The sequence below is a fragment of the Rhodobacter sp. 24-YEA-8 genome (assembly GCF_900105075.1).
Classification (GTDB): domain Bacteria; phylum Pseudomonadota; class Alphaproteobacteria; order Rhodobacterales; family Rhodobacteraceae; genus Pseudogemmobacter.
This window is the reverse complement of record NZ_FNSK01000001.1, coordinates 2,510,704-2,536,349: the sequence shown is the minus strand read 5'-3', so window position 1 is coordinate 2,536,349 and position 25,646 is coordinate 2,510,704. Positions and strand designations below refer to the sequence as shown.

General features: G+C 63.2%; 18 protein-coding genes and 2 pseudogenes. 10 read left to right on the top strand and 10 right to left on the bottom strand.

The genetic code is table 11. The features are described 5' to 3' along the window. Positions 1-8: 8 nt before the first annotated feature. From mbhE to BLW25_RS12340, 8 genes are all read left to right on the top strand, one after another. The gene (gene mbhE, locus BLW25_RS12375; protein ID WP_092899463.1) at positions 9-2,228 is read left to right on the top strand and encodes a hydrogen gas-evolving membrane-bound hydrogenase subunit E; all 2,220 of its coding nucleotides are present in this window, start codon (positions 9-11) and stop codon (positions 2,226-2,228) included. Beyond that, a complete protein-coding gene (locus BLW25_RS12370) occupies positions 2,225-2,638 on the top strand; it encodes an MnhB domain-containing protein (RefSeq protein ID WP_092899461.1) in 414 nt (137 codons plus the stop codon). Before mbhE ends, BLW25_RS12370 begins: the two co-directional genes overlap by 4 nt. After that, positions 2,638-3,006 (top strand): Na+/H+ antiporter subunit C, encoded by a 369-nt coding sequence (locus BLW25_RS12365; RefSeq protein ID WP_092899459.1) that lies wholly within the window; start codon positions 2,638-2,640, stop codon positions 3,004-3,006. The genes BLW25_RS12370 and BLW25_RS12365 overlap by 1 nt, the downstream gene beginning before the upstream one ends. Then, complete coding sequence (locus BLW25_RS12360; protein ID WP_092899457.1) at positions 3,003-4,502, top strand: Na+/H+ antiporter subunit D; 1,500 nt, start codon at positions 3,003-3,005, stop codon at positions 4,500-4,502. Before BLW25_RS12365 ends, BLW25_RS12360 begins: the two co-directional genes overlap by 4 nt. Next, the gene (locus BLW25_RS12355; RefSeq protein ID WP_092899455.1) at positions 4,499-4,849 is read left to right on the top strand and encodes a Na+/H+ antiporter subunit E; all 351 of its coding nucleotides are present in this window, start codon (positions 4,499-4,501) and stop codon (positions 4,847-4,849) included. Before BLW25_RS12360 ends, BLW25_RS12355 begins: the two co-directional genes overlap by 4 nt. An 8-nt stretch (positions 4,850-4,857) precedes the next feature. Continuing rightward, on the top strand, positions 4,858-5,142 hold the full coding sequence (locus tag BLW25_RS12350; RefSeq protein ID WP_253188419.1) for an MrpF/PhaF family protein: 285 nt from the start codon (positions 4,858-4,860) through the stop codon (positions 5,140-5,142). Beyond that, entirely contained in the window at positions 5,135-5,434 is a 300-nt protein-coding gene (gene mnhG / locus BLW25_RS12345) for a monovalent cation/H(+) antiporter subunit G (protein ID WP_092899451.1), read from the top strand. The genes BLW25_RS12350 and mnhG overlap by 8 nt, the downstream gene beginning before the upstream one ends. A 112-nt stretch (positions 5,435-5,546) precedes the next feature. Beyond that, positions 5,547-6,200, top strand: coding sequence for a hypothetical protein (locus BLW25_RS12340; protein WP_092899449.1), 654 nt, complete (start codon positions 5,547-5,549; stop codon positions 6,198-6,200). Between the two features lie 62 nt (positions 6,201-6,262). On the opposite strand, the gene pnp is transcribed toward BLW25_RS12340, so the two are convergent. From pnp to BLW25_RS12320, 5 genes and pseudogenes are all read right to left on the bottom strand, one after another. Further along, complete coding sequence (gene pnp / locus BLW25_RS12335) at positions 6,263-8,401, bottom strand: polyribonucleotide nucleotidyltransferase (RefSeq protein ID WP_092899447.1); 2,139 nt, start codon at positions 8,399-8,401, stop codon at positions 6,263-6,265. 180 nt (positions 8,402-8,581) lie between these two features. Then, positions 8,582-9,598 (bottom strand): hypothetical protein, encoded by a 1,017-nt coding sequence (locus BLW25_RS12330; RefSeq protein ID WP_092899445.1) that lies wholly within the window; start codon positions 9,596-9,598, stop codon positions 8,582-8,584. Positions 9,599-9,710: 112 nt separating this feature from the next. Beyond that, a pseudogene (locus tag BLW25_RS12325) lies at positions 9,711-10,160 on the bottom strand (formylglycine-generating enzyme family protein); the annotation flags it as partial. Between the two features lie 1,353 nt (positions 10,161-11,513). Next, positions 11,514-11,684, bottom strand: a complete 171-nt coding sequence (locus BLW25_RS24400) for a hypothetical protein (RefSeq protein ID WP_171909543.1) — start codon at positions 11,682-11,684, stop codon at positions 11,514-11,516. A 533-nt stretch (positions 11,685-12,217) separates the two neighbouring features. Beyond that, positions 12,218-13,114: a DMT family transporter gene (locus BLW25_RS12320; RefSeq protein WP_092899441.1), complete on the bottom strand. Its 897-nt coding sequence runs from the start codon at positions 13,112-13,114 to the stop codon at positions 12,218-12,220. Positions 13,115-13,280: 166 nt separating this feature from the next. On the opposite strand from BLW25_RS12320, the gene BLW25_RS12315 reads away from it, so the two are divergent. Beyond that, positions 13,281-14,171, top strand: a complete 891-nt coding sequence (locus BLW25_RS12315) for a LysR family transcriptional regulator (RefSeq protein WP_092899439.1) — start codon at positions 13,281-13,283, stop codon at positions 14,169-14,171. A 9-nt stretch (positions 14,172-14,180) separates the two neighbouring features. On the opposite strand, the pseudogene BLW25_RS24955 reads toward BLW25_RS12315, so the two are convergent. From BLW25_RS24955 to BLW25_RS12295, 5 genes and pseudogenes are all read right to left on the bottom strand, one after another. After that, a pseudogene (locus BLW25_RS24955) lies at positions 14,181-14,288 on the bottom strand (IS5/IS1182 family transposase); the annotation flags it as partial. A 284-nt stretch (positions 14,289-14,572) separates the two neighbouring features. After that, entirely contained in the window at positions 14,573-14,785 is a 213-nt protein-coding gene (locus BLW25_RS12310; RefSeq protein ID WP_092899437.1) for a hypothetical protein, read from the bottom strand. 29 nt (positions 14,786-14,814) lie between these two features. Next, entirely contained in the window at positions 14,815-16,590 is a 1,776-nt protein-coding gene (locus BLW25_RS12305) for an acyl-CoA dehydrogenase C-terminal domain-containing protein (protein WP_092899435.1), read from the bottom strand. A gap of 50 nt (positions 16,591-16,640) precedes the next feature. Further along, entirely contained in the window at positions 16,641-17,066 is a 426-nt protein-coding gene (locus tag BLW25_RS12300) for a MerR family transcriptional regulator (protein WP_092899433.1), read from the bottom strand. Positions 17,067-17,412: 346 nt separating this feature from the next. Then, positions 17,413-19,293, bottom strand: a complete 1,881-nt coding sequence (locus tag BLW25_RS12295; protein WP_092899431.1) for a response regulator — start codon at positions 19,291-19,293, stop codon at positions 17,413-17,415. A gap of 880 nt (positions 19,294-20,173) precedes the next feature. Between BLW25_RS12295 and BLW25_RS12290 the strand changes: the two genes are divergently transcribed. After that, positions 20,174-25,636, top strand: coding sequence for an alpha-2-macroglobulin family protein (locus tag BLW25_RS12290; RefSeq protein ID WP_092899429.1), 5,463 nt, complete (start codon positions 20,174-20,176; stop codon positions 25,634-25,636). The last annotated feature ends 10 nt before the right edge of the window (positions 25,637-25,646 follow it).

The following is a 25,646-nucleotide window of genomic DNA, read 5'->3' as shown; positions in this document are numbered from 1 at the left end:
GGGAGGCCATGGCGCAAGACGAAAGCGGTTTCTCCCTGTCGCGCGCGGCGGGCTATCTGGCCGCAGCTGTCGCTTTCGCGCTGTTTGCGGCGCTCATTGCCCGGGCAGGAGCGGTCATCGCCACCGGCGCGGTCCTGTTCGATATGGCCTGGGTGCCCTCGCTCGGGATCGGTCTGTCTTTCATGCTGGATCCTCTGGCGCTGATCTTTGCCGCGCTGATCACCGGGATCGGCGGGCTGATCTTTGTCTATGCCACCGGCTATATGGGCGATCACCCGCAATTCGGGCGCTTTGTGCTCTTCCTGTTTCTCTTCATGCTTTCGATGCTGGGGCTGGTGCTGGCGCGCGACCTGATCACGCTTTTTGTGTTCTGGGAGCTGACCTCGCTCACCTCTTACCTGCTGATCGGCTTCAGCCATGACGATCCGAAGGCGCGCCGCAATGCGCTCCAGGCGATGCTGGTCACGGCAAGTGGCGGGCTGGCGCTGCTGGCCGGCTTCATCCTGATCGGTTTTGCGGGCGGCAGCTATGATCTTGCTGAGATCCTGCAAGGCGGGGGATTGCAGCAGAGCCCGCTTTACGGCGCGATCCTGACGCTGGTGCTCATGGGGGCCTTTACCAAATCGGCGCAGATCCCGTTCCATTTCTGGCTGCCCAATGCGATGGCGGCACCGACCCCGGTTTCGGCCTACCTCCATTCCGCGACCATGGTGAAGGCGGGGGTCTATTTGCTGGCGCGGCTGCATCCGGTGCTTTCGGGCACTGGCGCATGGGAGATCACGCTGACCCTGGCCGGCGGGGCGACGGCGCTTTTTGCTTCGGTCATGGCGATTCGTCAGCGTGATCTGAAACTGGCGCTGGCCTGGACGACGCTGATGGCACTGGGCGTGCTGGTGCTGTTTCTGGCGCAGGGCACGGGCGTGGCCCTGACGGCGGCGCTGACCTTCCTGATCGTGCATGCGCTTTACAAGGCGGCGCTGTTCATGGTGGTGGGCGCGGTGGATCACGGCACCGGCAGCCGCGATGTGACTGCCTTGCGCGGCTTGCGGCGGGCAATGCCGCTGACCGCGGTTTCGGCGCTTCTGGCTGCGGTTTCGATGGCGGGCCTGCCGCCCTTCCTTGGCTGGATCGGGAAAGAGCTGCTTTATGCCGGCGTCACGCCCTGGCTCGTTCTGCCGCTGCTGGCCTCGAACGCGCTGATCTTTGCGGTGGCGGGCGTGGTGGTGCTGCGACCTTTCTGGGGGGCGGCGCCCGGGCCCTTGCCGCGAGTACCGCATGAGGCAGGCTGGCAAATGCTGGCCGGGCCGGTCGTGCTTGGGGGGGCAGGTCTCGTCTTCGGGCTGATGCCGGGCCTCTTGCAGCCGCTGCTGGATGCGGCGGTCATGGGATTTGGCGCGGCCCCGGCGGCGGAACTGCATCTCTGGGCCGGGGTCAATCTGCCGCTGGCGCTCAGCCTTGCGACGTTCGGGCTGGGGGGGGTGCTGTTCCTGGCCGCGCCGCGTTTTCTGGCGCGCGGGACCGGGCTTTCCTTTGCTGATCGCTGCTGGGACCGGTTGCTTGTGGGCTTTGCCAGTTTCGCAGCCTGCCTGACCCGACTGATCCAGTCCGGCAGGCTGAGCCGCTACCTCACGCTGAGCTTTCTGACGCTTGGCCTCGTGCTTGGGGCCACGCTGGCCGCAAAGCGCCCGGCTCTGGCGGTGGATTTCACCGCGCCGCTGCCGCTTTGGGTGATCGCGGGTTTCATGCTTGGCGGGGCGGCGCTTGCGCTGACGCCGCATTCGCGTATCGCCAATATCGCCGGGATCGGCACGGTCGGGATCGGGGTCGCGCTGATCTTCCTGATCTTCGGCGCGCCGGATGTGGCGGTGACGCAGCTCATGGTTGAGAGCCTCTCTGCCGTCTTGTTCGGCATCGCATTGTTGCGCCTGCCCGGGATAACCGAGCGCCGCAGCCCCCGCCGCCGCGCGCTGCATTGGGGGATCGCGGGCCTTGTGGGCCTTTCGGTCACGCTGATTCTGCTGGCGATCACTGCGCATCCGCCGGACCGGCAGCTTGCCGATTACTTCGAGGAAAACAGCTACAGCCTCGCGCATGGTCTGAACATCGTGAATGTGATTCTCGTGGATTTCCGGGCCTTTGACACCTTTGGCGAGCTCACCGTGGTTCTTCTGGCCGGTATCGGCGCCTGGGCGCTTCTGAGGCGCCGCATCGGGAGGGCACGCGGATGAGATCCCCGATCCTCGCCACCGGGGCGCGGCTTTTACTGCCGCTTTTCCTGGGGTTTGCGCTTTATATCCTCCTGCGCGGTCATAATGCGCCGGGGGGCGGCTTTATCGCCGGGCTGATCGCGGCGCTTGGCTTTGCGATTGTGATCTTCGCCGACGGGCCGGAGGCCGCGCGCCGGATGCTGTGGATCGATCCGCGCAATCTGGGCGGCATCGGGCTGGTTTGCGCCCTGATCGCGGGGCTCGCGGCCGCGTTGAGCGGGGGAGCACCATTCCAGGGGATCTGGCTCGATCTGCCGGTCCTGCCCCTGTCCACAGTGCTCCTTTTTGACATCGGCGTATTCCTGGCCGTGATCGGCGGCGTCCTCGCGCTGATCTTCGCGCTGGAAGACAGTGGAAAAGAGGGCGGCTGATGGAAACCATTCTCGCGATACTGGCCGGAGCGCTGGTTACTGCCGGGCTCTGGCTGATGCTTTCAGGCAATCTGCTGCGCTTTTTGTTCGGGCTGATGCTGCTTTCGAATGCGGTCAATCTGGCGATTTTCGCCGCCGGTCGCCTGACCGAAGGCCGACCGCCCCTGCTGGAATCCGGCGGCGCGCGGCCTGTCGGCGAGATGGCCAATGCGCTGCCACAGGCGCTGTTGCTGACCGCCATCGTGATTGGCTTCGGTCTCTTCGCTTTTGCATTGGCGCTGACGATCCGCGCGTATCGCAGCTTTGGCCATCTTGAGGTTGACCGCATGCGTCTTGCTGAACCGGAAGCGCCGCGGGGGGAAGCATGAGCTGGATCCTCGCCGCCCCGATCCTGACCCCGTTTATCGGGGCCGCCGCCTGCCTGTTCCTGCGCAATCGAAAAGGCTCGGGCTGGATTTCTGTCCTGACGGCGCTGGTCTCGCTGGGGCTCGCGGTCCGGCTTCTGGTCACGGTGATCGACCATGGCGTGATCGCCGGTCAGGTGAGCGCCTGGCCCGCGCCTTTCGGGATCACGCTGGTGGCCGATCATCTCTCGGCCGCGATGGTGCTGATCACGGCGATCATCGGGCTGGCGACCGCCCTCTGGGCCATGGCGGAAATCGGCCCGACCTCGGCGCGGCTCGGCTGGTTCACCTTGTTCCAGACATTGCTGGGCGGCGTGACCGGCGCGTTTCTGACGGGCGATCTTTTCAACCTCTATGTCTGGTTCGAGGTGCTGCTGATCTCGTCCTTTGGCCTGCTGGCAATCGGAGGCAGCCGCAGCGCGACGGATGGTGCAGTGAAATATGTCACGCTGAACCTGATTGCGACGGCGCTGTTTCTCTGCGCCGCCGGGCTGACCTATGGCGCGACCGGCACGCTGAACATGGCCGATCTGCATGGCAGGGTGGCGGCGCACCCCGATCAGGGGCTGATGACGGTGATCGCCATGCTGTTCATGCTGGCCTTCGGGATGAAAGCGGCAGTCTTCCCGTTGTTTTTCTGGCTGCCAGCCTCGTATCACACGCCACATTATGCGGTATCCGCCCTTTTTGCCGGGCTTCTGACCAAAGTTGGCGTCTATGCGCTGATCCGGGTGTTCACGCTGATTTTCACCGGAGATCAGGGCTGGACGCATGAAATCCTTCTGTGGTGTGCCTGTCTGACCATGGTGACAGGCGTGCTTGGTGCGGCGGCGCAGAGCGATTTCCGCAAGATCCTGTCGTTCCACATCGTCAGCCAGATTGGCTATATGGTGCTGGGCCTTGCGCTGATGACGCCGCTCGCGCTGGTGGGGGCGGTGTTTTACCTGCTGCACCATATTATCGTGAAGGCGAACCTCTTTCTTGTGGCCGGGGTCTCACGCCGCCTGACCGGCGCGTCTGATCTGGCGCAGATCGGCGGGCTTTACCGCTCGGCGCCCGTCCTCGCGGTCCTGTTCCTGATCCCGGCCTTTTCGCTTGCGGGCTTTCCGCCGCTTTCGGGGTTCTGGGCGAAATATCTGCTGGTGCGGGCCGCGCTGGAGGAAGGGGCCCTGCTGGTTGCAGGGATCGCGCTTATGGTGGGTCTTCTGACCATCTACTCGATGACCAAGATCTGGGCCGGTGCCTTCTGGAAGCCGCATCCGGGCGGCTGTGAGCCCAGGCTGGCGCAACTTTCCCCGCGCGCGCGGGTGCTGATGCTGACGCCGATGGCGGTGCTGGCGGCAATGACGGTGCTGATCGGGATGATGCCACAGCCCTTCGTGACCTTTGCCACCACCGCCGGCCAGCAACTCCTTGAGCCTGACGCCTATATCCGGACCGTGCTGGGAGCGCGCCCATGAGCCTTGCCGCCCATATTTTTCCCCGCATCGTCGCCGGTGTCAGCCTCGTGCCCTGGTTTCTGAAAGAGCTGGTGAAATCCTGTCTCCAGGTCGCGCTCGACTGCATCCGGCCGCGCCTGACGCTGTCTCCGGCGATCATCCGCTTGCCGCTGCGCCCCGACATCACGGATGCCGAGATCTTTCTTCTGTCGGGCCTGATCACCCTGACACCGGGCACACTGACACTGGATGTGGCCGGAGATCGCAGTTGCCTCATGATCCATTGCCTGCATGGCAGCGATCCTGAGGCCCTGGTTCAGGAATTGCAGGATGGTATGGCGCGCCGCGTCAGGGGGGTGTTCAGATGAGGTCAGCAGTGTTTCTGGACCTGTGTCTGACCGGGGCCATGGCGCTGATGGCGCTGGCGGTGTTGCTGGGGCTGCTGCGGCTGTGGAAAGGGCCGACGCTCGGCGACCGGGTGGTGGCGCTTGATATGATGTCGGCGGCGGTCATCGGCTTTTGCGCGCTGTTTGCGCTGAAGGCCGGGATCGGGGCCTATCTCGACATCGCGGTGGCGGTGGCGCTGGTGAGTTTCGTGCCGGTGGTCGCACTGGCACGCTATGCCGAGCGGCTGGCGCGGCGGGAGGGGACCGATGACTGAGGTGATCACAGGGGTTCTGGCGCTTGCGGCAGGAGTGTTTGCGGTGATTGCGGCGCTTGGCGTCCTGCGCTTTCCCGATGTGCTGACGCGCATGCATGCGGCGTCAAAGGTCGGAGCCTTTGCCGGAAGCCTCGCGCTTCTGGCGGCGGCGATTGGTTTTGGCACCACCGGGGCGGCGGTGAAGGCGCTGGTGGCGATCCTGTTTCTTTTTGTCACCGCCCCCATCGCCGCACACCTGATCGGCCGCGCCAGCGCCTGGCGCAGCGGGGGGCTGCCGCGCGGGCGGCGCTGATCGCGCTGGACGGATTGTGATCCGGGACGGCAGCGCCCGCTTTTGCGCTTTGGCGCGGTATGGCTTATGCTTGGCCCGAGAGCAGCCCCATCCGTCATCCGCGAGAGACAGAATGTCCCGTATCCTTTCCAGTGCCTTTCTGGTCCTGGCCCTCGGCGCCGGTGCCGCAGCGGCCGATGTCTGCAATTATCGCCTCAGCGAGATGATCGCGCTGCGCGCCCCGAAACTCGCGGCAGCGGCGGCAGATGCAGCCGTCGTAGGACGTTTTGACCCCACTGCGCCGGATTTCCTGACCCTGGTCGACAGCAGCACCGGCTTTTCCGCCGTAGGGGCCGTCGTGGCCGGAGCCAATGCCGCCAAAGCCCTTGGCGGCGCCGAGGCCGCGCTTGGGGCGGGGAGCACCGTGCTGACCTCGTCGGCACTTGGTGTTGCAGCGGGGGCGGCAGCGCTTGGCATTGTCGGGCTGGAGGGCGTCTGCCATTTCAAAGCCGAACGTCTCACCGATTATTATGAAGTTCTGGCTGTGCTGGCCGCTGTGGCCGAAACCGCCGACCGGGATTTCTTTCAGCTGCAGCTGGGCCCCGCGCGCAAGAAGGGCGCTGTGGTCGAGATCTGGGACACCGGCAGCGGCGTGCGAAAACAATATCCCGTGGCCGAGCTGTACTTCGTCAATGGCGAGCTGAAGTATCGCCGCTGGGGCTTCAACAAGAGCCTCGGGATGCTGATGCAGTTCGAGGGTGGCATCCCCAAAGTCGAACAGAAATGACCTGAGCGAAAGAGAAAAGGCCCCGGATCGCTCCGGGGCCTTTCTTGATTCTGAAGCAGGGTTCAGCCCTCGGCTTCTTCTTTCTTCTCGGTGATTTCCAGACCGGTTTCCTGGTCAACCATCTTCATGCCGAGGCGGACCTTGCCGCGATCATCAAAGCCAAGGAGTTTCACCTTAACTTCCTGACCTTCTTTCAGGATCTCATTCGGGTGGTTCAGACGCTTGTTCGCGATCTGCGACACGTGGACCAGACCGTCCCGCTTGCCGAAGAAGTTCACAAACGCGCCGAAATCGACCAGTTTGACGACCTTGCCGGTGTAGATCTTGCCGTCTTCCGGCTCTGCCACGATCGACCAGATCATGTCATAGGCCTTCTTGATGGCATTGGCGTCGTTCGAGGCGATCTTGATCATGCCATCATCATTGATGTCGACCTTGGCGCCCGACACTTCGACGATCTCGCGGATCACCTTGCCGCCCGAGCCGATTACTTCGCGGATCTTATCGGTCGGGATCGACATGGTTTCGATCTTCGGAGCGTAAGCCGAGAAGCCCTGCGGCGCGGACAGTGCGGCATTCATCTCGCCGAGGATATGGAGACGGCCGTCTTTGGCCTGGGCCAGAGCCTGCTCCATGATCTCGGGCGTGATGCCTGCGACCTTGATGTCCATCTGCATCGTGGTGATGCCGTTGGCGGTGCCTGCAACCTTGAAATCCATGTCGCCGAGGTGATCCTCGTCGCCGAGGATGTCGGTCAGAACGGCCCAGCGGCCATCATCTTCCAGGATCAGACCCATGGCCACACCCGCGACCGGCGATTTCAGCGGCACGCCCGCATCCATCATCGACAGCGAACCGCCGCAGACCGAAGCCATCGACGAAGAGCCGTTCGATTCGGTGATCTCGGACACGACGCGGATCGTGTAGGGGAAATCGGTTGCGGCCGGCAGAACCGCCTGCAGCGCGCGCCATGCCAGTTTGCCATGGCCGATCTCACGGCGGCCGGGCGAACCCACGCGGCCAACCTCGCCCACCGAATAGGGAGGGAAGTTGTAATGCAGCAGGAAGTTCGAACGGTAATTGCCGTTCAGCGCGTCGATGATCTGCTCGTCCTCGCCGGTTCCGAGCGTGGTGACCACGAGGCCCTGGGTTTCACCGCGGGTGAACAGTGCCGAGCCATGCGCGCGCGGCAGGATGCCGTTTTCGCAGAAGATCGGGCGGACGGTTTTGTTGTCGCGGCCGTCGATCCGGGCGCCACCATTGATGATGTCACCGCGCAGAATGCCCGATTCCAGCTTTTTGATCGCCGAGCCGAGATTCTTGTCGGCAAGATCTTCTTCCGACAGCGAAGCCTTGATCGCTTTCACCGCAGCCGAGATCGCATTGGTGCGCTCCTGCTTGTCGCGGATCGCGAAAGCGGCGCGCATCTGGGTTTCGCCAGCGGCTGCAACACGGGTGTAAAGCTCGGAATAATCCGGAGCCTGGAAGTCGAAGGGCTCATTGGCGGCTTCTTCGGCGAGGTCGATGATCAGGTCGATCACCGGCTGCATCGCGGCATGGCCGAACTTGACCGCGCCAAGCATTTCTTCTTCGGTCAGCTCGTAAGCCTCGGATTCCACCATCATAACGGCGTCTTTGGTGCCGGCGATGACGAGATCCAGACGCTGGTCCGGGTTGTTCTTCAGCTGGGTCATGTCGTCCATGGCCGGGTTCAGAACATATTGGCCATTGGTAAAGCCAACACGTGCAGCCCCGATCGGGCCCATGAACGGCACGCCCGAGATGGTCAGCGCGGCCGAAACGGCGATCATCGCGACCACATCGGGGTCATTCACGAGGTCACACGACAGCACGGTCGCCATAACGAGGACTTCGTTCTTGAAGCCTTCGACGAAGAGCGGGCGGCAGGGACGGTCGATCAGACGCGAGGTCAGCGTCTCTTTTTCCGACGGGCGCGCCTCACGCTTGAAAAAGCCGCCGGGCACTTTGCCGGCGGCATAGTATTTTTCCTGATAATGAACGGTCAGCGGGAAGAAATCCTGGCCTTCCTTGGCCGTCTTGGCGAAGGTCACGTTGGCCATAACCTGGGTTTCGCCCAGCGTCGCGATGACCGAACCATCGGCCTGGCGCGCAACCTTGCCGGTTTCCAGGGTCAGCGTCTCATCGCCCCACTGGATAGATTTTTTCGAAATTTTGAACATGCATTTTCCTCTTGGGAGCGCTCCGGCCCCTGCCGGTCTCCCGATATATGGCGACCCCATTGTCGCCGCCCCAATCCTCATGCATGTGCCCGGGGCCAGGGGCGTCACGTCTCAGATGGCGCGGGCCATACAGGAAAATGGCCTGTTTGGGAAGCCCGATCCGGTCGGCCCCCTTCTGCATCAGCCTTTGATCGCCGCCTGCAGCCTTTGCATATCGGCGGTAAGGGCGGGTGTGCTCAGCCCGAGTCTGGTGGCGAGGGCCGCGATCCGGATCCGCCAGTCAAGGCGCGCCAGTGCCTCGTGATGGTTGCGGCGCGCAACCTCCGGAGTCCAGGCCCGGACGGCTTCGGCAATCAGATCAAGGTTGCGCTCAAGATCAATCCCGCCGGTTTCCAGCACCGCGCCGGGCCAGCTGACCAGACGCAAATCGCCCTCGGGCTGGCGCCCGGCAACGCTGGCACCACAGGCCAGCGCATCGGTCCAGCGCGCGGTGACATAGGCGCGTGTCGGGTGGGTATAGGGGGCGGGCGCCGCGATATTCGAATGCGCGATGATGAATTTCGACCGCGCATACCAGTCGCGCATCAGTTCGGTCTGCTGTGTTTCCGGGCTGGCGGGGAAGGGGGGGCGGCCCTGGAACTGCAACCCCCGCGCCGCGCAGGCGGCGGCGGTGCGCGCGTCATCATCCCAGGCCTCGGGCTGACGGCCGATCCGCAAGAGATCAATCGGGCGCTCTGACGCATTGCTGCCCAGATCCAGCACATCGGCCCCCCAGCCGAGATAGATCGCGCGGCCCGGCGCCAGCGCTTCGTAATCCGGCGCATCACCCTCGCGGGTATAGGCCACCAAATCAAAATGCGACAGCAGGCGCCTGGCGGGGCGCGGCCAGGTCCCGGTCCAGAAACTGTCGATCACCCAGAGCGCGCGGAACGCCCGTTTCTCGCGCCAGAGCGGATGGGCCAGCGCCCGCATCAGTTCGGAAGGTGAGCGCAGCACAAAGATATCACCGCCCGTGCCGCCGCGCGACGGAGGAAACAGCGTCGCGCCAAGCCGCCGGGGCAGGGACAGCCTGCAGGGGCCAAGGTCGTAACTCCCGGCCTCAAGGAGCCGCGCCATCAGGCTGATCAGATGATTGACCGGCATCCAGCCAGCATCCTGGTTTGCGAAACAGAACAGCCTTGTCGCAGCATGGGTCATGGTATCGGCCTCCGGCAACTGACAGGGGGCCTGCGGCCATATCCCGCGCAGAGATAGCAGAAATTCCGTGAAGGCGGAATGGGTTGGTGCGATTTCAGGGGGGCGGCCTCTGTCAGGGGCCGGGTTCAGCCCAGATCAGCCGAAAGCAAGTAGGACCGGTCGGGCTTTCCGCCGTATTATGGCTGCGCGACTGTACGAAATGGTTGGCGCAATAGCTGTCATGACACAGATGCGATCCGCCGCGCCTCACCTTGCTGCCACCCGCCGTCCATTCCCAGACAGTGTCAGTCATATCAAGCTGCCCATAGCCGTTCGGCGCAAAGGCCCTGACCGGAGCGGCGGCTGCCGCGCCCTCCTCTGCGCTGTTCCGATCGGGAAAGCGGGCTTGCCACATAATATGCCCATGCCAGCCAGCCGGGGTCCGATCCTTCCCCAAAGGGAATTTCACCCGCGTAAGCCCGCCGCGCGCGGCATACTCCCATTGCGCTTTGGAGGGCAGGCGGGGGCCGGTAAACGCTGCAAAAGCCCTGGCGTCATGTGCCCCTTGCAGAAGGACGGGACCACCGGATCCGGAGACCGCTCGCCTCTGACAAGCGGCAAGAGCGCTTGCCGGTTTTGTCGCTTTGGCGCGGCGATATCGACAACTGTCACCGCAGGGGCTCTCGTTATGGACGAGGGGCGACCGGAGCGCAGGTCAGTTCGCGATGTCGATGATCTGCGCCTCATGCGGCATCAGGGTCATCATCATCCTTGCCCGCGCCGGTTCGCAGACCGGAGCCTGGCAATGACCTGTGTGGAAGCCGTCGATCCCGCGCAGAATTCGTCAGGAACCGGGAACTGTAAAGGCACACCGAACACCGATTTATGGCGCCTGGGCGCCACGGCATCGTCAAAGCGGACCAGAGGAATGTTTCTGCGCGTCATAAGGTTGCCTTGTCATGCACCGAAAACTCCGGTGGAATCAGGCCGCAGCTTGTTCCGGAATCGATTTTTGGAGCCAATCCGTTTATCATGCGGGCGCCGAGGGATAGCGGGGCAGCACGGTCCGCAGATCATGTTAAGAAAATGGATTTCCGTTCTCGATGCCATGTGTTTCAGGGTCATCTCTGCGTGGGAGCCAATTCTGGCGCGCGATCTGATAGCCAACGATGAGCGGCCTTCAGTTCATCGACAGCACTGTGATCCGCGCCCATCACCATTCAGCGGAAGCAACAGGGGGACTGCTGATAAAAGGCTCTCTGCTGTTCGAGAGGTCCGGTGGAAGAACGATCCCTGGTTCGTTTGCGGGGCCAGTTCCAGGACCAGGGTCCAACCGCCTTGGCCAACGGCGCTGACGTCCCGATGAGAGCCGTTCTGGCCGCCCCCGGATGCTGTTATGCCTGTGGCACCGGGGCTGTCGCTCGGATAGACGTCACGAGGATATAGAAAGCCGCGGCGCGGCGCCGATGATCCCGATGCGCAAGAACCGAGAGATGCGCAAGGCTGTCTAGATGACCCTCTTCAACAAACCGAAAAGCTGTTGACTGGCCAACGGCTGCGACAATATCGCAGGCAGTATCCGCGCCTTTGCCGACGCCGCCTTTGTCAGGCTATGGTCCCGCCATTTTGCAACATGACCCAAGAGCGCTGTTTTCGGCCCAGCCCGTTCCGGCCGGGCTCATGATCGCGCTCTTTTTCAACAGGCCTGCTCCTTCGGTCTCTGGCAATCTGCCTGATGATCCGCCGGCCCACGGTCATGCCGCGATGGGTTGAACGACGTTCTCTCCTCCGTCTCTTCTGGCTGGACATGCGGCCATGGCACGGAGGGCCCGAACGGCACTGAACTGGTCTTTTCTGACGTCACGATCCGCTTCCTCCCAGTAACCCCGACACCTCCCATAGCGAAGGCGGCGGGGTTTTCCCCGCCGCCGACGGGTCAGCGCCGCTGGGGCTGACGCGGCTGATCGTTACCGGGCTGTTTCTGGCCGGGCATCTGCTGTTCCTGCTGGCGTCCGGGATCACTGTCAGATTTGCGGTGCGGATCCTTCACCTGAGGTTGCTTCGGATCGCGCGGCTGCTCGCGGGTCGGGTCTCTGGGGTCTGCCATTGCTAGTCCTCCATTTACGACAGGTTTGTCGCGCTTCATTGCGGCGACAGCTCTAAAACGTCAGGGCCGCATGCAGGCTCCATCACGCAATATCACGCGCGAAATCCAGCCGGATTCATGGGCGGTACCAGGCTGAGGCCCGCCGAATTGCGCTCCTGCCCGCTCTGTCGTGCACCTTCAGTTGCCCTGGCCAAAGCAAAGGCGGCTCCTGGTCATCCCAGAGCCGCCTGCATCGGCCTCGCGGCTGGCCGGATTTCCCCCGCGCGTCACGGCGCTGAAGCCTCAGTGCTGATCGCCTTCAGGTGTTTTTCTCGATCCGCAACCTGTCCCGCGAGGCGATGATCCGGGTGGGGAGGGAATATGCGAAAGCTCATGGTCAGTCCGAGAAGGGAGGCCCGGGGTCAATGAATCGCATCTGCCCCGGGAAAGGCCGCCAGCGGCTCGCGATTGGCTGGGCCGGCCTGGCCCTGCTGTTCGTCCGGCGCCTGCAGTCACGCGAAGCGGCGCGGTCTTTCAGGTGCGAAGCGCCGGTTCTAGCGCGAGGTCAGCCAGACCCCCAGCATCGTGACCGCAAGACCCGCAAACATTGCCATGGTCAGAGGTTCGGAGAACAGCGCCCATGCCCATACCATCGTGACGGGGGGGCTCAGATAAATGGCGGCGCTGACTTTCGCCGCAGGAAACATCCTGAGCGCCGTGTAATAGACCGAGTAGGTCGCGAAGGTCGCGATCAGCACCAGCCAGGCCATGCCGAGTGCGAATTTCTGCGTCAGCGGCGGGGCCAGACTTCCTTCGCTCATCCAGGCGCAGGCTGCGAACAGGACAGAACTGGTAAGGGTGTGAATGCACAGGCTCTGATACACAGGGATGCGCAGCAGGGGCTGTCTGCGGTGCAGAATAGAGGCAAGGGCAAAGACCAGCATCGACACCACTGTCAGCCCATAGGCCCAGAGGGGGGCAGTTCCCAGACTCAGGCTGTCAAAGGTCACAAGCAAGACCCCGGCCAGGGCGATCCCGGTTCCCAGCCATTGGCGTGGGGTAAGGCGTTCACCCAGCAAAGGTTGCGACATGGCGGCAATGGCAAGCGGAAGCAGATCAGAGATCAGCGCGACCAGGCCCGTCGGGACACGTTCGCCGATGGCCAGCGCAAACCCCCCAAGGTAAATAAAAACCGCCATCACCCCAAAGCCCATCTGCGCCAGAATTGCCTTCAGCGACAGGCGAGGCCCGAACAAAATCGCAAAGGGCAAAAGGATCAGGCCCGAAATCAGCGTCCGCCAGAACAGCAGGAGGGCAATATCCGCCTCATCATTCGCGTATCGGATGCCGACGAAGCCGGAGCTCCATCCGACCACCAGCATGAGCGCCATGGCAGGCCAGAGAAACCAGGGCCGGGCGCGGGCCGGCAGAGCAGTGGCGAGGTTGGACATTCTGTGTTCCGGTTTGGACAGGATTGCCATTGGCTACGGGGTTTCAGGCGTCGGAGCACATGACAAATTTCGATATTCAAATGACAAGATCATCGCAAATGTAATGAATGCTTGCCTGAACATTGCCACCTGGTCATGATCATGGGGTCACCGGTGAGGCATTATCATGACCGAACTTCTATCGCGACGCCTCGATATCGACGCTTTGCGCGCTGTCAGGGCCATCCGTCAGCACGGAGGTGTCACGCGCGCGGCCGCGGCACTCGGGCTGACGCAATCCGCAGTCAGCCACAAGATAAAGCGGCTGGAGACCAGCCTGGATTGCGAAATCCTCTGCCGCAGGCCCGGCATGGCGGTTTTCACAAAGCAGGGAGAAGAACTGCTGTCCTATGCCGACCGGATCCTCAGCCTGCATGACGAAGCGCTGCTGAGCCTCACGAAAAACGATCTCAGCGGCCGGATCCTGCTGGGCCTGACCGAAGACACCACCTGCTCGGACCTCGCGCGGATCCTTGGGCGCTTTCATCGCCTGCACCCGCAGGTGTCGGTGCGCACCCGGGTCCGCATGAGCCTCGTCTTGCGCGCCATGCTGGATCGTGGCGAGCTCGATGCCGCCATCATTCAGGTCTTTGCCCATGAAATCCGGCCCGCCGATGTCGTGCTGTTCCGCGAGGCGCTGCACTGGGTGAAATCCCGCGAACTTGCACTTGCGCCAGATGGACCGGTACCGTTTCTGTCTTTTGATGATGAGTGTTTCTATCGTCAATGGGCGCTGGATATCGGCCAGGATGGCGGTGCGATGCTGGAAACCGTCTTCGAATGTTCAAGCGCGGCGGGGATTACCGCAGCGGTCAATGCCGGCCTCGGGGTGGCGCTGCTGAGCGACCGGTATCTGCGCGCTGAGATGGAGGTGCTCGCGGACCGATTGCCCAGACCGCCGGCGCTTGCCTATGTCATCCGGCGTGCTCGGAAGGCCAGAAATCCGGCGCTGGACAGCCTGATCACCGAAGTGACCACCGAAATCAGTCGCAATGGCGGCCTGACGCTCGCCGCCTGAACTGCAGGTAAGCGCGCTGCGGGTCTGGGCTTCGACTGCCTGGCGGTCCGGATCGCGCGATAAGATGCGTTCACCGAAGGCATGGCCGCACCGCATCTTTACTTCGATCCTCTTCCGGCGACGCCGTGGCCTGGCCTATCCGGGCTGCCGGTCAGATCTGCCGTCGATGGCGGAGGGCCGGGAGTTCCGGGCGAGTGGCGGTGAAGCATATCGGTGGCAGCGCGGCGTTCGGCATGGCCATTCGCCCGGATCTGCCGTTCAGGCACGATGGAGGGGCGTCGGGGCCGGAATTGTTCAGAGACTTGCTAAGGGTTCGGGGCGGGCAGCCTTTGATGAGGCTTTCCTCTCGATCCACATACCCTCCCCTCAGGCGGCGTTCATTGGCTGACGCCCGCCGGCGGTTACCGTTTGCGCGCGTCGAGCTCGGAATTGAACAGCCGCAGCCGATGGGTGAGTTTTTCACTGTCGATGACCGAGTCGAAATTTTCGAAGAGGAAGGACAGGGCTTCTCCTTCATCGAGGCCTGCATCGAAGGCGAAGCGCTTCAGCCGGCGATAGCCGTCTTCGGTCATGGCGACGGGAAAGCGGCGGGTCAGTCGGAAACGTTTCGGCATCAGTCTCTCCAGAGCGGGCTTGCGTCAGTCTAGAACGCCTCTGCGGCCAAAGCCATGACCGGATCCGCACCACTCTCTATCCGGGCCAGATGCGTTGCACAGGCGGGCAGCTGGCGGGCCATGTAATAGCGGCCGGTGGCGATCTTGGCGTCAAGATAGTCCTGGTCCGCCGCGCCGGCATCAAGAGCGGCAAAGGCGGCACCGGCCATTTTCGTCCACATCAGGCCAAGGCAGACATGGCCGGCCAGATGCAGAAAATCGGAGGATCCCGCCAGCGCCGCATTCGGATTTTTCGCGCCGTTCTGCATGAAATACATGGCCGCAGCCTGCAGTTGTTTCGAGGCGGTTGTCAGCGCGTCAGCGAAGGGCTTCATCCGCTCATCACCGTCATGGGCGCGGCATTCGGACTTCACCAGGTCGAAAAACGCCATCACATGCCTGCCGCCATCCGCCGCGAGTTTACGCCCGACAAGGTCCAGCGCCTGCACGCCATTCGCGCCCTCATAGATCATCGCGATCCTGGCATCGCGGACGAACTGGCTCATGCCCTGTTCTTCGATATAGCCGTGGCCGCCGAAAACCTGCTGCGCCCCGACCGTCGATTCAAAACCCTTATCGGTCTGGAACCCCTTTATGACCGGCGTCAGCAAACCGATCAGCCCGTCGGCCTCGGCATCGGCATTGCGATGCGCGCGGTCGATCAGCGAGGCGCCCCAGAAGGTCAGCGCCCTTGCGCCTTCGACAAAGCTCTTCTGATCCATCAGCATGCGGCGGATATCGGGATGCACGATCAGAGGGTCGGCGGCGCCTTGCGGGTTCTCCGCCCCGGTCACGGCACGGCCCTGGAGGCGGTCTTTCGCATAGGTGACCGCGTTCTGATACGCTGCCGCGGCCAGGGCATAGCCCTGAAGACCGACCCCCAGCCGCGCCTCGTTCATCATGGTGAACATGGCCCGCATCCCCTTGTGGAGATCGCCCAGCAGCCAGCCCTGCGCGCCATCATAATTCAGCACACAGGTCGCGTTGCCGTGAATGCCCATCTTCTCTTCGATCTTGCCGGTCGAGATACCGTTTCTTGCCCCGACAGAGCCATCATCGTTCACCAGAAACTTCGGCACGATAAAAAGCGAGATGCCTTTTGTGCCTTCGCCGCCACCTGGCGCGCGGGCCAGCACCAGATGGATGATGTTCTCGGCCAGATCATGGTCGCCCGCCGAAATGAAGATCTTCTGACCTGTGATCAGATAAGAGCCATCCTCCTGCGGTTCGGCCCTGGTGCGCAGAAGACCCAGATCGGTGCCGCAATGCGGCTCGGTCAGGTTCATGGTGCCGGTCCAGTCGCAGGCGATCATCTTCGGGAGATATTGCGCCTTTTGCGCCTCGGTGCCATGCGTATGGATCGCCGAAACCGCGCCATGCGTCAGGCCCTGATACATATTGAAGGCCATATTGGCCGAGACGAAGATCTCGCCCACGGCGCAATTGATCAGATAGGGCAGACCCTGGCCGCCATATTCCGGATCGCAGTCCAGCGCGGTCCAGCCGCCCTGCTTCATCGTTTCAAACGCGGCTTTGAACCCATCGGGCGTGTGCACTACGTCATTTTCCAGCACACATCCCTGGCGGTCACCACTTGCATTCAGAGGGGCGAGCACGGCCGAGGCAACCTTGCCGGCCTCTTCCAGCACGGCACCGGTGAAGGCACGGTCGAGATCCGCGTAGCCGGGAATGTCAGACCCGGAGATCCCGAAAACATCATGCATAATGAACTGCATATCCTTCACCGGGGCGGTATAGCCGGTCATCGCTCTCTCCCTTCGGTTCTGTGCCGCCGGACCTCCTGGCCCGGCAGTGGTCATTTGCCTGGCGGGGCGGCATTCTGGCTGCGGGCATTCTGGCTCCGGGCGGCGGCGATCAGGCCGGCACCGGTCTCCAGCTCTGCCTTCAGATCGCCTATCGCAACCGTCAGTTCATCGCGCTGCTGCTCCATCGCGCGCAGCCTGTCCTGGGCCAGATCCCAGGTGCGTTCCATCTGCGCGAGGTTCGAGCCATCGCGGGCGTAGAGGTTCAGGACCTGACGGATGTCTTCCAGCGAAAAGCCAAAACGTTTGCCCCGCAGGATGATGGTCAACCGTGCCCGCTCGCGCCTGGTGTAGAGCCGTTGCGACCCGATGCGGATCGGCGCAAGCAGCTCTTTCGCCTCGTAAAAGCGCAGCGTTCTCGGGGTGACATCAAAGGTGTCGCACATCTCGCGGATCGTCATCTGCTCGTCGTTGGGCATTGTCCTCTTTCCTGAATAGTACCCCCGGGCGCGGACCGGTGGCTGGTTAAGACATGTGCTTTGATCTTCGGTGATGCAATTGGGCTTACGTAAACGTCAAGATAACGTCGCGTCACGCCTGCGGTATCGGCAGAGTGCTGCCGCTGCTGCGCTGCAGAGAGGCAGAGAGGCAGAGCAGGACGGCAAAGCCACAGCGGAGGTCGAGACGGTTTTGCGATTGGCCGACATGGGCAAAGCCAGGCTGAAAGGCCTGTGACCCGGCGCAGATGGGAAGGCGGAGCGGGCCATATGTGGTCCTTCTCGGTCTTGGGCAGCCATCGGGGAACGCGCATTCCCGGAACCAGGCTCAGCCCTGTCCGCCGCTCTCGGGCGGGCGGCACGCTTCGGGGCCAAAGGCCAGAACGGCAGCGCTGATCTCGGATCTGCGCAGCGGTTTCGTCAGATAGCTGTCCATGCCCGAGGCAAGAATTCCCTCTTCGTCGCCCTCCATCGCAGGCGCGGTCAGCGCGATGATCGGAACCGGCCTCAGCCCGCGCGCGGCCTCGCTTTCGCGGATCGCCCGTGTGGCTTCGTGCCCGTCCATCCCAGGCATCGAGATGTCCATGAAGATCAGATCGGGCCTGTAGCTTTCCCATTCCGCCAGCGCTTCATGGCCATTTCCGGCAAAGCGCAGCTCGACATCAAGCGGGCGCAGCATTTTCTGCATGACCAGCTGATTGGTCCTGTTGTCTTCGGCGGCAAGGATGCGCATGGCCCGCATGCGCTGCGCGGCAGGGAGTGGGGCCTCGGGCAAGGCGGATTCCGGCGCAACCGGCAGCGTCAGATGGTTCAGAAGCCGATAAAGCTCAGCCCGCAGAACCGGCTTTTGCAAGATTGCATCGACGGCCTCGCCACCCGCCTCCCGCGCGGCAAGCGGACTGGACGAGAGGAGGACCAGCGGCTTGTCATAACCGGCCTCTCGCAGCTTTTTGGCAAGAACCGCTCCGTCCATGCCCGGCATGTCGTGATCGGCAAGCACGACATCCGGGACCATCCCGCCAGCGACAAGGTCCAGCGCGTCCTGACCCGAACGGCAGAGCCACACCTCTGCCCCAAAGGCGGAGAGCTTGCGTTCGAGGATGGCGCGGGTGATGAACCGGTCATCGACCACCAGCGCTTTTCCGATCAGGACAGGCAGCCGCGCGGCCCCGCGATCTTCCGCCAGCGGCAGGGTAAGCCGGAAGCCGAAGACTGTACCCTTGCCATAATCGCTGTCGATCCAGACCGCGCCCTCCGCCCGCTCGATCAGGCGCCGGGTGATCGCGGGGCCAGGCCCGGTGCTTTCGTTTCTGCGGTTCCGTTCATTATCGAACTGACAGAAGTCTGCGAAAATATGGTCGAGCAACCCGTCCGGAATGCCGATCCCGGTATCTTCGACCGTGACATGCAGCTGGTGGCGCCCGCCTTCGGCCTTTATGCCGATGACGCGGGTGAGCACATGGCCTTTGGTGGTGCATCTGACCGCATTGCCAATCAGTTTGGTGAGCACCTGCCAGAGCCGCTCCGGATCCCCGGTGAAACGGGTGGGCAGGAAAACATCGTAATCGATCATCAGATCGATGCCCTTTTCCCGCGCGCGCGGCTGCAGGAGCATCACCACCTCGTTGATGAGACGTTCGAAATCGAAAGGCTCGGGGCGCAGCGTCAGCTGCCCGGCTTTGATTTTGGAATCGTCGAGGATTTCGTTGATGATCATCTGCAGCGCCTCGCCCGAGGGCCGGATGGTCCCGGAAAAGAGGCGCGGCTCATCCGACAGCGCGGTGTCGTATGACAGTTCCTCCATGCCGCCGACGCCATTTATCGCCGCGCGGATCTCATCGCTCATATTGGCGAGGAAGGCCGATTTCGCCCTGCTGGTGGCCTTAACGGCGAGGCGCGCGGATTCGAGCGCCACCGCCTTTTCGCGCAATTGCGTGATGTTGACACGAAGGCCGACACGGCCACCATCCGGGGTCTCCTTATCGATGGAGCGCAGCCAGCGCCCGTCTTTCAGCTGATGCTGCCCTTCGGTCGCAGGGCCGCGATGTTCCGATATCCTGGCATTGACCAGTTCCTCTTCGCGCCCGCGCGCCTTGGGATGCTCGCCCGGAGCGAGGCCGTGGCGCAGGATTTCCTTGAAAGACAGGCCCGGGGTCATCATCGGGGCCGAGGTCTTGTAAATATCGCGGTGGCTCTGGTTGCAGGTCACGATTCTGTCCTCGCTTCGAAAAGTACGAACCCATCCGGCAGCACATCCAGGGCCGGCCAGTGGCGTGAATCGTAGCCGGGCGGGGGAGGGGCCTGGCCGGGGGCAGGTCCGGCACTTCCGGGTCGGTCAATTGCCGGGCGGATATTACAGGAGGTGTCGGTGCAGGCACTGCGTTCTGCGTGTGATTGCGGGGCTGCGCTGAGTAATGCTTTGTATCCGCGGCCAGGGCCTCTTGCGCTGATATGGTGGCGAAAGGTGGATCATGGGGCGCGGCAGGCATTGTCCGGGTCAGGGGGGGCAGCAACGGGTCCGCATTTGCGGCCGTGACCAGAGTGACCGGCGTTCCAGGCGGAGCGACGGCTGGGCATAGGGGGGCTCTGGATGGTGGTGCCACGGTTGAGAGGGGATCAGAGGGCCCGGCCTGAGTGACAGACATCTCAGAGGATGCGCCGGCGGCAGCGGCAAGGGCTGCTCGTTCGGGTTTTGCCACATTGGGTGAGGCCAGGCGCTGGGGCCGGACGATGCTGCGGTTCTGGCGCGCCAGCCGCTCTTCGGCGGTGGCGAGTTCGCAGACACGCCAGGCCAGCAGACGTTCTGCTGCCAGCCTCGCTCGCCTTTCCATGGTCAGTCGTTCTGACAGATCCATCGCCGTCATGATCCAGGAACCCGGTTTCGCTGTGCCGGATCTGAAATTCTGTCCAGAAGTCCGGTATTCCGGACCACCTTCTCCCTTCAAAATGAAGCAGGAGTTAACAGGGGAGAAGTTCCTTTCTCCCGCATGTTTATTCGCGCCCGCCTGACCTTCCCGGCACTTGCCCCGGGGGGCGGACGCGTGCGAAGCTGAAAGAGACGTCATGGCAGGCGGAACGGGAGTATTGTGATGCGTAATTTCGTCAGAAGTCTTTTGATGGCGGCCACGATCGCCCTGCCCGGAATGGCTTTGGCCCAGGATCTGATCCCCGAACGGCGCTCGGTCGTGATGCTGGATTCGGATCTTGTGGGCGGCGATATCGCCTCGGTCTTCGACACGACCGTCCAGGCCTGTGAACGCGCCTGTGTCACCAATACCCAATGTGACGCCTGGACCTTCAACAGCCGCAATGGCAGCTGTTTCCTTAAATCCGATCCCGGTGGGCCCGAAAGCTTTATCGGTGCGCAATCGGCCTGGGTGGTCGCAGCAGCGCCAGGCGCGCAGGCCCGTGCAAAAGAGCGGCGTGCCGAGCTGAGCTTCCTGCCCGATGACGAATTCACCGCCGCGTTCAATCGTGCCAGCTCGATTGGCAGCACCCATCCGACCGGCGACCAGAGCGCCGATGATCTGCTGCGCGAGGCAGCAGGAGACGAGGCCCGGTCCAGCTTTACCGCAGCAGTTGACAGGACCGGCGCGGCGCTTGCCATCATCGATGATGCCGACACCTGGGCGGAATATGCCCGTCGCGCCAAAGCCGCGGCGGATCAGCAGAATACGAGCGACCGGGGCTGGTACAGATCCCAGGCCTTTTACGGCGCGCTGAACGCCTATCTGCGCGCCGAAAGCAAGGCGCAGCGCCATTCGATCCTCGTCTTTGCGGCGCAGCTGATGGAAGAACGCGGCAATGGGCGCGAAATGGTGCAGGCGCTGCGCCTCGCACAATCGCTCCAGTCGCGGGATGACACTGCTGCAATGCTTGACGAGGCGATCAGCAAATATGGTTTCCGGATCGAGGAGCATCAGGTTGAATCCGATCTGGCCCGTCCGCGCATCTGCGCCGTCTTTACCGAAGACCTGAAACCTGTCGATGTCGATTACGGCGATTATGTGCGCCTGCCCGCCGGCGGCACTGCGGTGGAGCTGGCCGATCAGCGCCGGCTTTGCGTCACCGGTCTGACCCATGGCGAACGCTATACGCTGACCTTCCGCGAGGGTCTCCCGGCGGCTGACGGTCAGACGCTGGCCAAGGATATCGAGATCAATGCCTATGTCGGCGACCGCACGGCGGCCGTGCGCTTCCCCGGACGCGGCTATGTGCTGCCGAAATCGGGCGATGCGGCGCTGCCGGTCGAAACCGTCAATCTCGACACGCTGGAACTGCAGCTCTACCGCGTCAGCGACCGCAATATGCTGCGCGCCATCCAGAACGACTATTTCGGCACGCCGATCAATTACTATTCGGAATGGTCCTTCACCGATGAGATCGGTGAGATGGTCTGGGAAGGCACCGCCTCGATGAAGATCGAGGTGAATAAGGATGTCACCACCCGTCTGCCGATGGTCGAGGCGCTGCAGGGCCGCGAGGCCGGGATCTATGCGCTGCGCGCCGCGATGCCGGGCAAGGATGCCTATGATTTCCCGCCGGCCTGGCAATGGTTTGTGGTCTCGGATCTGGGGATTACCAGCATGACCGGCGTCGACGGGCTGCATGTCTTCGTGCGCAGCCTCGGAACCGCCGGCGCCAAAGAAGGCGTGAAGGTACAGCTTCTGAACCGGGCGAACAGCCCGCTGGCCGAGACCGTGACCGATGCTCAGGGCTATGCCATTTTCGAGCCGGGCCTGATGCGTGGCACCGGCAGCGCGGCTCCGGCTTTGCTTGTGGTGACGGAAGGCGAGAAGGATATCTCCTTCCTCTCGCTCACCGATCCGGAATTCGACCTGTCGGATCGTGGCGTCGAGGGCCGTGAGGCCGCGCCGCCGGTTGATGTCTTCCTGACCACCGACCGCGGCGCCTACCGCGCGGGCGAAACCGTCTATGCCACCGCCATCGCGCGCGACCCGAAAGCCGAGGCCGTGACCGGCCTGCCGCTGACCGCGATCCTGACCCGTCCCGATGGGGTCGAATATTCCCGCAGCCTGATCTCGGATCAGGGCGCGGGCGGCTATGTCTTCCAGCTTCCGGTTGCGGGCACTGCGCCGCGCGGCACCTGGTCGCTGGCGATCTTTGCCGATACCAAAGCAGAAGCGCTGGTGTCGAAAACCTTCCTCGTCGAGGATTTCCTGCCCGAACGCATCGATTTCACCCTCGACGCCGGTGAGACCGATCTGTCGCTGGCGGATCCCTGGATGAATATTGACCTCACCGCGAAGTATCTCTTCGGGGCGCCTGCCTCGGGGATGGAGATCGAGGGCGAGATCTATCTGCGTGCGGCCCAGGGGCTGAAATCCTGGCCGGGCTATGTCTTTGGCCGCCATGACCAGCCCTTCGACTCGCGGATGGACAGCTACCAGAGCGGCACCACCGATGATGAGGGCAAGGCGCAGCTCGACCTCGCATTGCCCGGCGCGGATGGTCTGGAAGCCGACCGCCCGCTGACCGCGACCGCCGTGGTGCGGGTTGCCGAAGGCTCGGGCCGCCCGGTGGAGCGCCGCGTCGAAAAGAACGTGACGCCTGCCAGCGCGATGATCGGCATCAAGCCGGAATTCGACGGTGTGGTGGGGCAGGGCTCTGAGGCGCGCTTCCTCCTGCAAGGCATTGGCCCTGATCAGAAACCGGCCCCGATGGAGGTCAAATGGACCCTCACGCGACTGGAGAATGACTGGCAGTGGTACCAAAGCTATGGCAGCTGGTATTGGGAGCCGGTGAGCACGCGCAGCCATGTCTCGGAAGGCTCCGCGACGCTGGGCGGCAGTGATCCGGTGGCGATCTCGATCCCGGTGAACTGGGGCGAGTATGAGCTGAAGGTGGAACGGATCGACGGCGAGACCGCTGTGACCTCCACCAGCTTCTGGTCGGGCTGGTATGCGCCGGCCGATGTGTCATCGACGCCCGACACGCTGGAACTGTCGCTGGATAAGCCGGCCTATAAATCGGGCGAGACCGCGCAGCTGAGGATCGTGCCACGTGCTGCAGGCACCGCGCTTATCACGGTGCTTTCGAACCGCCTTGTGCATATGGAAGCGGTCGAGGTGAAGGAAGGCGAGAACCTGATCCCGCTGACTGTCACCGATGAATGGGGCGCCGGCGTCTATGTGACGGCTTCGGTCCTGCGTCCGATGGATGTGGCGGCAGGACGGGTGCCCTCGCGTGCGCTTGGTCTGTCTTATGCAAAGGTCGATCCGGGCAAACGCGCCCTGACGACCATGGTGGAAATGGCCGATGAAGTCGATCCGCGCGGCCCGATGGATGTCGCGGTCAGGGTCGAGGGTGTTGAGCCCGGCGAGACCGCTTATGTCACCATCGCGGCTGTGGATGAGGGCATTCTGAACCTCACCGGTTTCAAGGCGCCGGATCCGCAGGGCTATTATTTCGGCCAGCGCAAGCTCGGCATCGGCATTCGTGATGTTTATGGCCGTCTGATCGACGGGCTGAACGGGGCCGAAGGCGAGGTGCGCTCGGGTGGGGACGCAGGGGCCCAGGCGCGGCTGCAAACCCCGCCTCCGACCGAAGAGCTGGTGGCCTATTTCACCGGCCCGGTCGAAGTGGGGGCCGATGGCTATGCCCGCACGACCTTTAACCTGCCCTCCTTCAACGGCTCGGTGAAGGTGATGGCCGTGGCCTGGTCGAAGACCGGCGTCGGTCAGGCCGACAAGAATGTCCTGGTGCGCGACCCGGTGGTGGTGACCGCCTCGGTGCCGCGCTTCATGGCACCTGGCGATCAGAGCCGGCTCTTGCTGGAGATCGTCCATGCAAGCGGCCCTTCGGGTGAGATGAAGCTTGCGGTGACCTCGGAGGATCTGACGCTTGGAGACGTGCCGGCGAGCCTGACCCTTGCCGATAAAGGCAAGGCGGAATTCAGCGTCGGTGTGATCGCAGGCGGGGTTGGCCTGTCCGAGATCCGCGTGGCGCTGACCACGCCGGATGGCAAGGAGCTGATCAAGGATCTGAAACTGCCGATCCAGGTCAATGACCCGGAAATCGCGAAAATCTCGCGCTTTGATCTGAAAGCGGGCGAGACCTTCACCTTCGACGAGGCGGTCTTTACCGATATGGTGCGCGGCACTGGCAAATCGGTCATGGCCATCGGCCCGCTTGCACGGCTGAATGCGCCGGGGCTTTTGGCATCGCTGGACCGCTACCCTTACGGCTGCACCGAGCAGATGACCTCCCGCGCCATGCCACTGATCTACTTTGATCAGGTGGCACGGGTGATGGATCTGAAACATGCCGCAGATATCCAGAAACGGATCGACGAGGCGGTGTCCGAGATCCTGATGAATCAGGGCTCCGGCGGCGGCTTCGGTCTCTGGGGACCGTCCTCGGGGGATCTGTGGCTTGACAGCTACGTCACCGACTTCCTCAGCCGGGCACGGGCCCAGGGCTATGCGGTGCCGGATCTGGCCTTCCGCAATGCGCTGACCAATCTTCGCAATCGCGTCAATTACGCGTCGAATTTCGACGCCAATACCCAGGGCGGCGGCACGGATCTGGCTTATGCGCTGATGGTTCTGGCGCGCGAAGGGGCCGCGGCGATCGGGGATCTGCGTTACTATGCCGATGTGAAGGGCGATGATTTCGCCACTCCGCTGGCGCAGGCGCAGCTTGGTGCGGCTCTGGCCTCTTATGGCGACCAGACCCGGGCCGATGCGATGTTCCGCAAGGCCGGCGCGCAGATCCTCGCGTTGCCCTCGGATACGGACACCCAGGTACTGCGCGCCGATTACGGTACCAGATACCGGGACACGGCTGCGATCCTGACCCTCGCGGTCGAAGCTGGCAGCACGGCGATTGACCGCGAGGAACTGGTCAACCGTATCGCCATCGCACCGCGCTATCTTTCGACCCAGGAAGCGACCTGGGCCTTGATGGCGACGAATGCGCTGATCGACGCGCCGGATGTCTCGGGCGTCACGCTGGACGGCAAACCGGCCGAAGGGCCGCTGGTCAGGGTGATCCAGGACGGCGCCGCGCCTGTCGTGGTCAAGAATGAAGGGCGTGACACCTATCTGACCGTCACCACTTTTGGCGTGCCGTCAGAGCCCGAACCCGCCGGCGGCAATGGCTATACGATCACCCGCAGCTACTACACGCTTGATGGCGAAGCGGTGGAGCTGGACAAGGTCGTCACCGGCAACCGCTATGTGGTCGAACTGGAAGTGACGCCCTGGGATTATTCGGATGGCCGCCTGATCCTTGCCGATCCGCTGCCCGCAGGGTTTGAGATCGACAACCCGAACCTGATCTCGGGCGGCGATACCTCGCAACTCGGGTGGCTGAATGTGCTGGGGCAGACTGCGCATTCCGAATTCCGCCAGGACCGTTTCATCACCCAGGTGGACTGGTCGTCGCGCGATGCTTTCCGTGTGGCCTATATTGTGCGGGCGATCAGCCCTGGCAATTACCACCACCCGGCGGCCTCGGTCGAAGATATGTACCGGCCTGACTTCCGCGCCCGCACCGACAGCGGACGGCTGACGGTCAACGCCGAGTAAGATGGCGGGG

What these genes read in the sequence shown, in the direction of transcription:
- BLW25_RS12305 (WP_092899435.1), bottom strand. Translation starts at nt 16,590, where the DNA reads ATGACCGGCTATACCGCCCCGGTGAAGGATATGCAGTTCATTATGCAT.
- mnhG (WP_092899451.1), top strand. Translation starts at nt 5,135, where the DNA reads ATGACTGAGGTGATCACAGGGGTTCTGGCGCTTGCGGCAGGAGTGTTT.
- BLW25_RS12320 (WP_092899441.1), bottom strand. Translation starts at nt 13,114, where the DNA reads ATGTCCAACCTCGCCACTGCTCTGCCGGCCCGCGCCCGGCCCTGGTTT.
- mbhE (WP_092899463.1), top strand. Translation starts at nt 9, where the DNA reads ATGGCGCAAGACGAAAGCGGTTTCTCCCTGTCGCGCGCGGCGGGCTAT.
- BLW25_RS12310 (WP_092899437.1), bottom strand. Translation starts at nt 14,785, where the DNA reads ATGCCGAAACGTTTCCGACTGACCCGCCGCTTTCCCGTCGCCATGACC.
- pnp (WP_092899447.1), bottom strand. Translation starts at nt 8,401, where the DNA reads ATGTTCAAAATTTCGAAAAAATCTATCCAGTGGGGCGATGAGACGCTG.
- BLW25_RS24400 (WP_171909543.1), bottom strand. Translation starts at nt 11,684, where the DNA reads ATGGCAGACCCCAGAGACCCGACCCGCGAGCAGCCGCGCGATCCGAAG.
- BLW25_RS12360 (WP_092899457.1), top strand. Translation starts at nt 3,003, where the DNA reads ATGAGCTGGATCCTCGCCGCCCCGATCCTGACCCCGTTTATCGGGGCC.
- BLW25_RS12290 (WP_092899429.1), top strand. Translation starts at nt 20,174, where the DNA reads ATGCGTAATTTCGTCAGAAGTCTTTTGATGGCGGCCACGATCGCCCTG.
- BLW25_RS12315 (WP_092899439.1), top strand. Translation starts at nt 13,281, where the DNA reads ATGACCGAACTTCTATCGCGACGCCTCGATATCGACGCTTTGCGCGCT.
- BLW25_RS12370 (WP_092899461.1), top strand. Translation starts at nt 2,225, where the DNA reads ATGAGATCCCCGATCCTCGCCACCGGGGCGCGGCTTTTACTGCCGCTT.
- BLW25_RS12340 (WP_092899449.1), top strand. Translation starts at nt 5,547, where the DNA reads ATGTCCCGTATCCTTTCCAGTGCCTTTCTGGTCCTGGCCCTCGGCGCC.
- BLW25_RS12365 (WP_092899459.1), top strand. Translation starts at nt 2,638, where the DNA reads ATGGAAACCATTCTCGCGATACTGGCCGGAGCGCTGGTTACTGCCGGG.
- BLW25_RS12355 (WP_092899455.1), top strand. Translation starts at nt 4,499, where the DNA reads ATGAGCCTTGCCGCCCATATTTTTCCCCGCATCGTCGCCGGTGTCAGC.
- BLW25_RS12300 (WP_092899433.1), bottom strand. Translation starts at nt 17,066, where the DNA reads ATGCCCAACGACGAGCAGATGACGATCCGCGAGATGTGCGACACCTTT.
- BLW25_RS12330 (WP_092899445.1), bottom strand. Translation starts at nt 9,598, where the DNA reads ATGACCCATGCTGCGACAAGGCTGTTCTGTTTCGCAAACCAGGATGCT.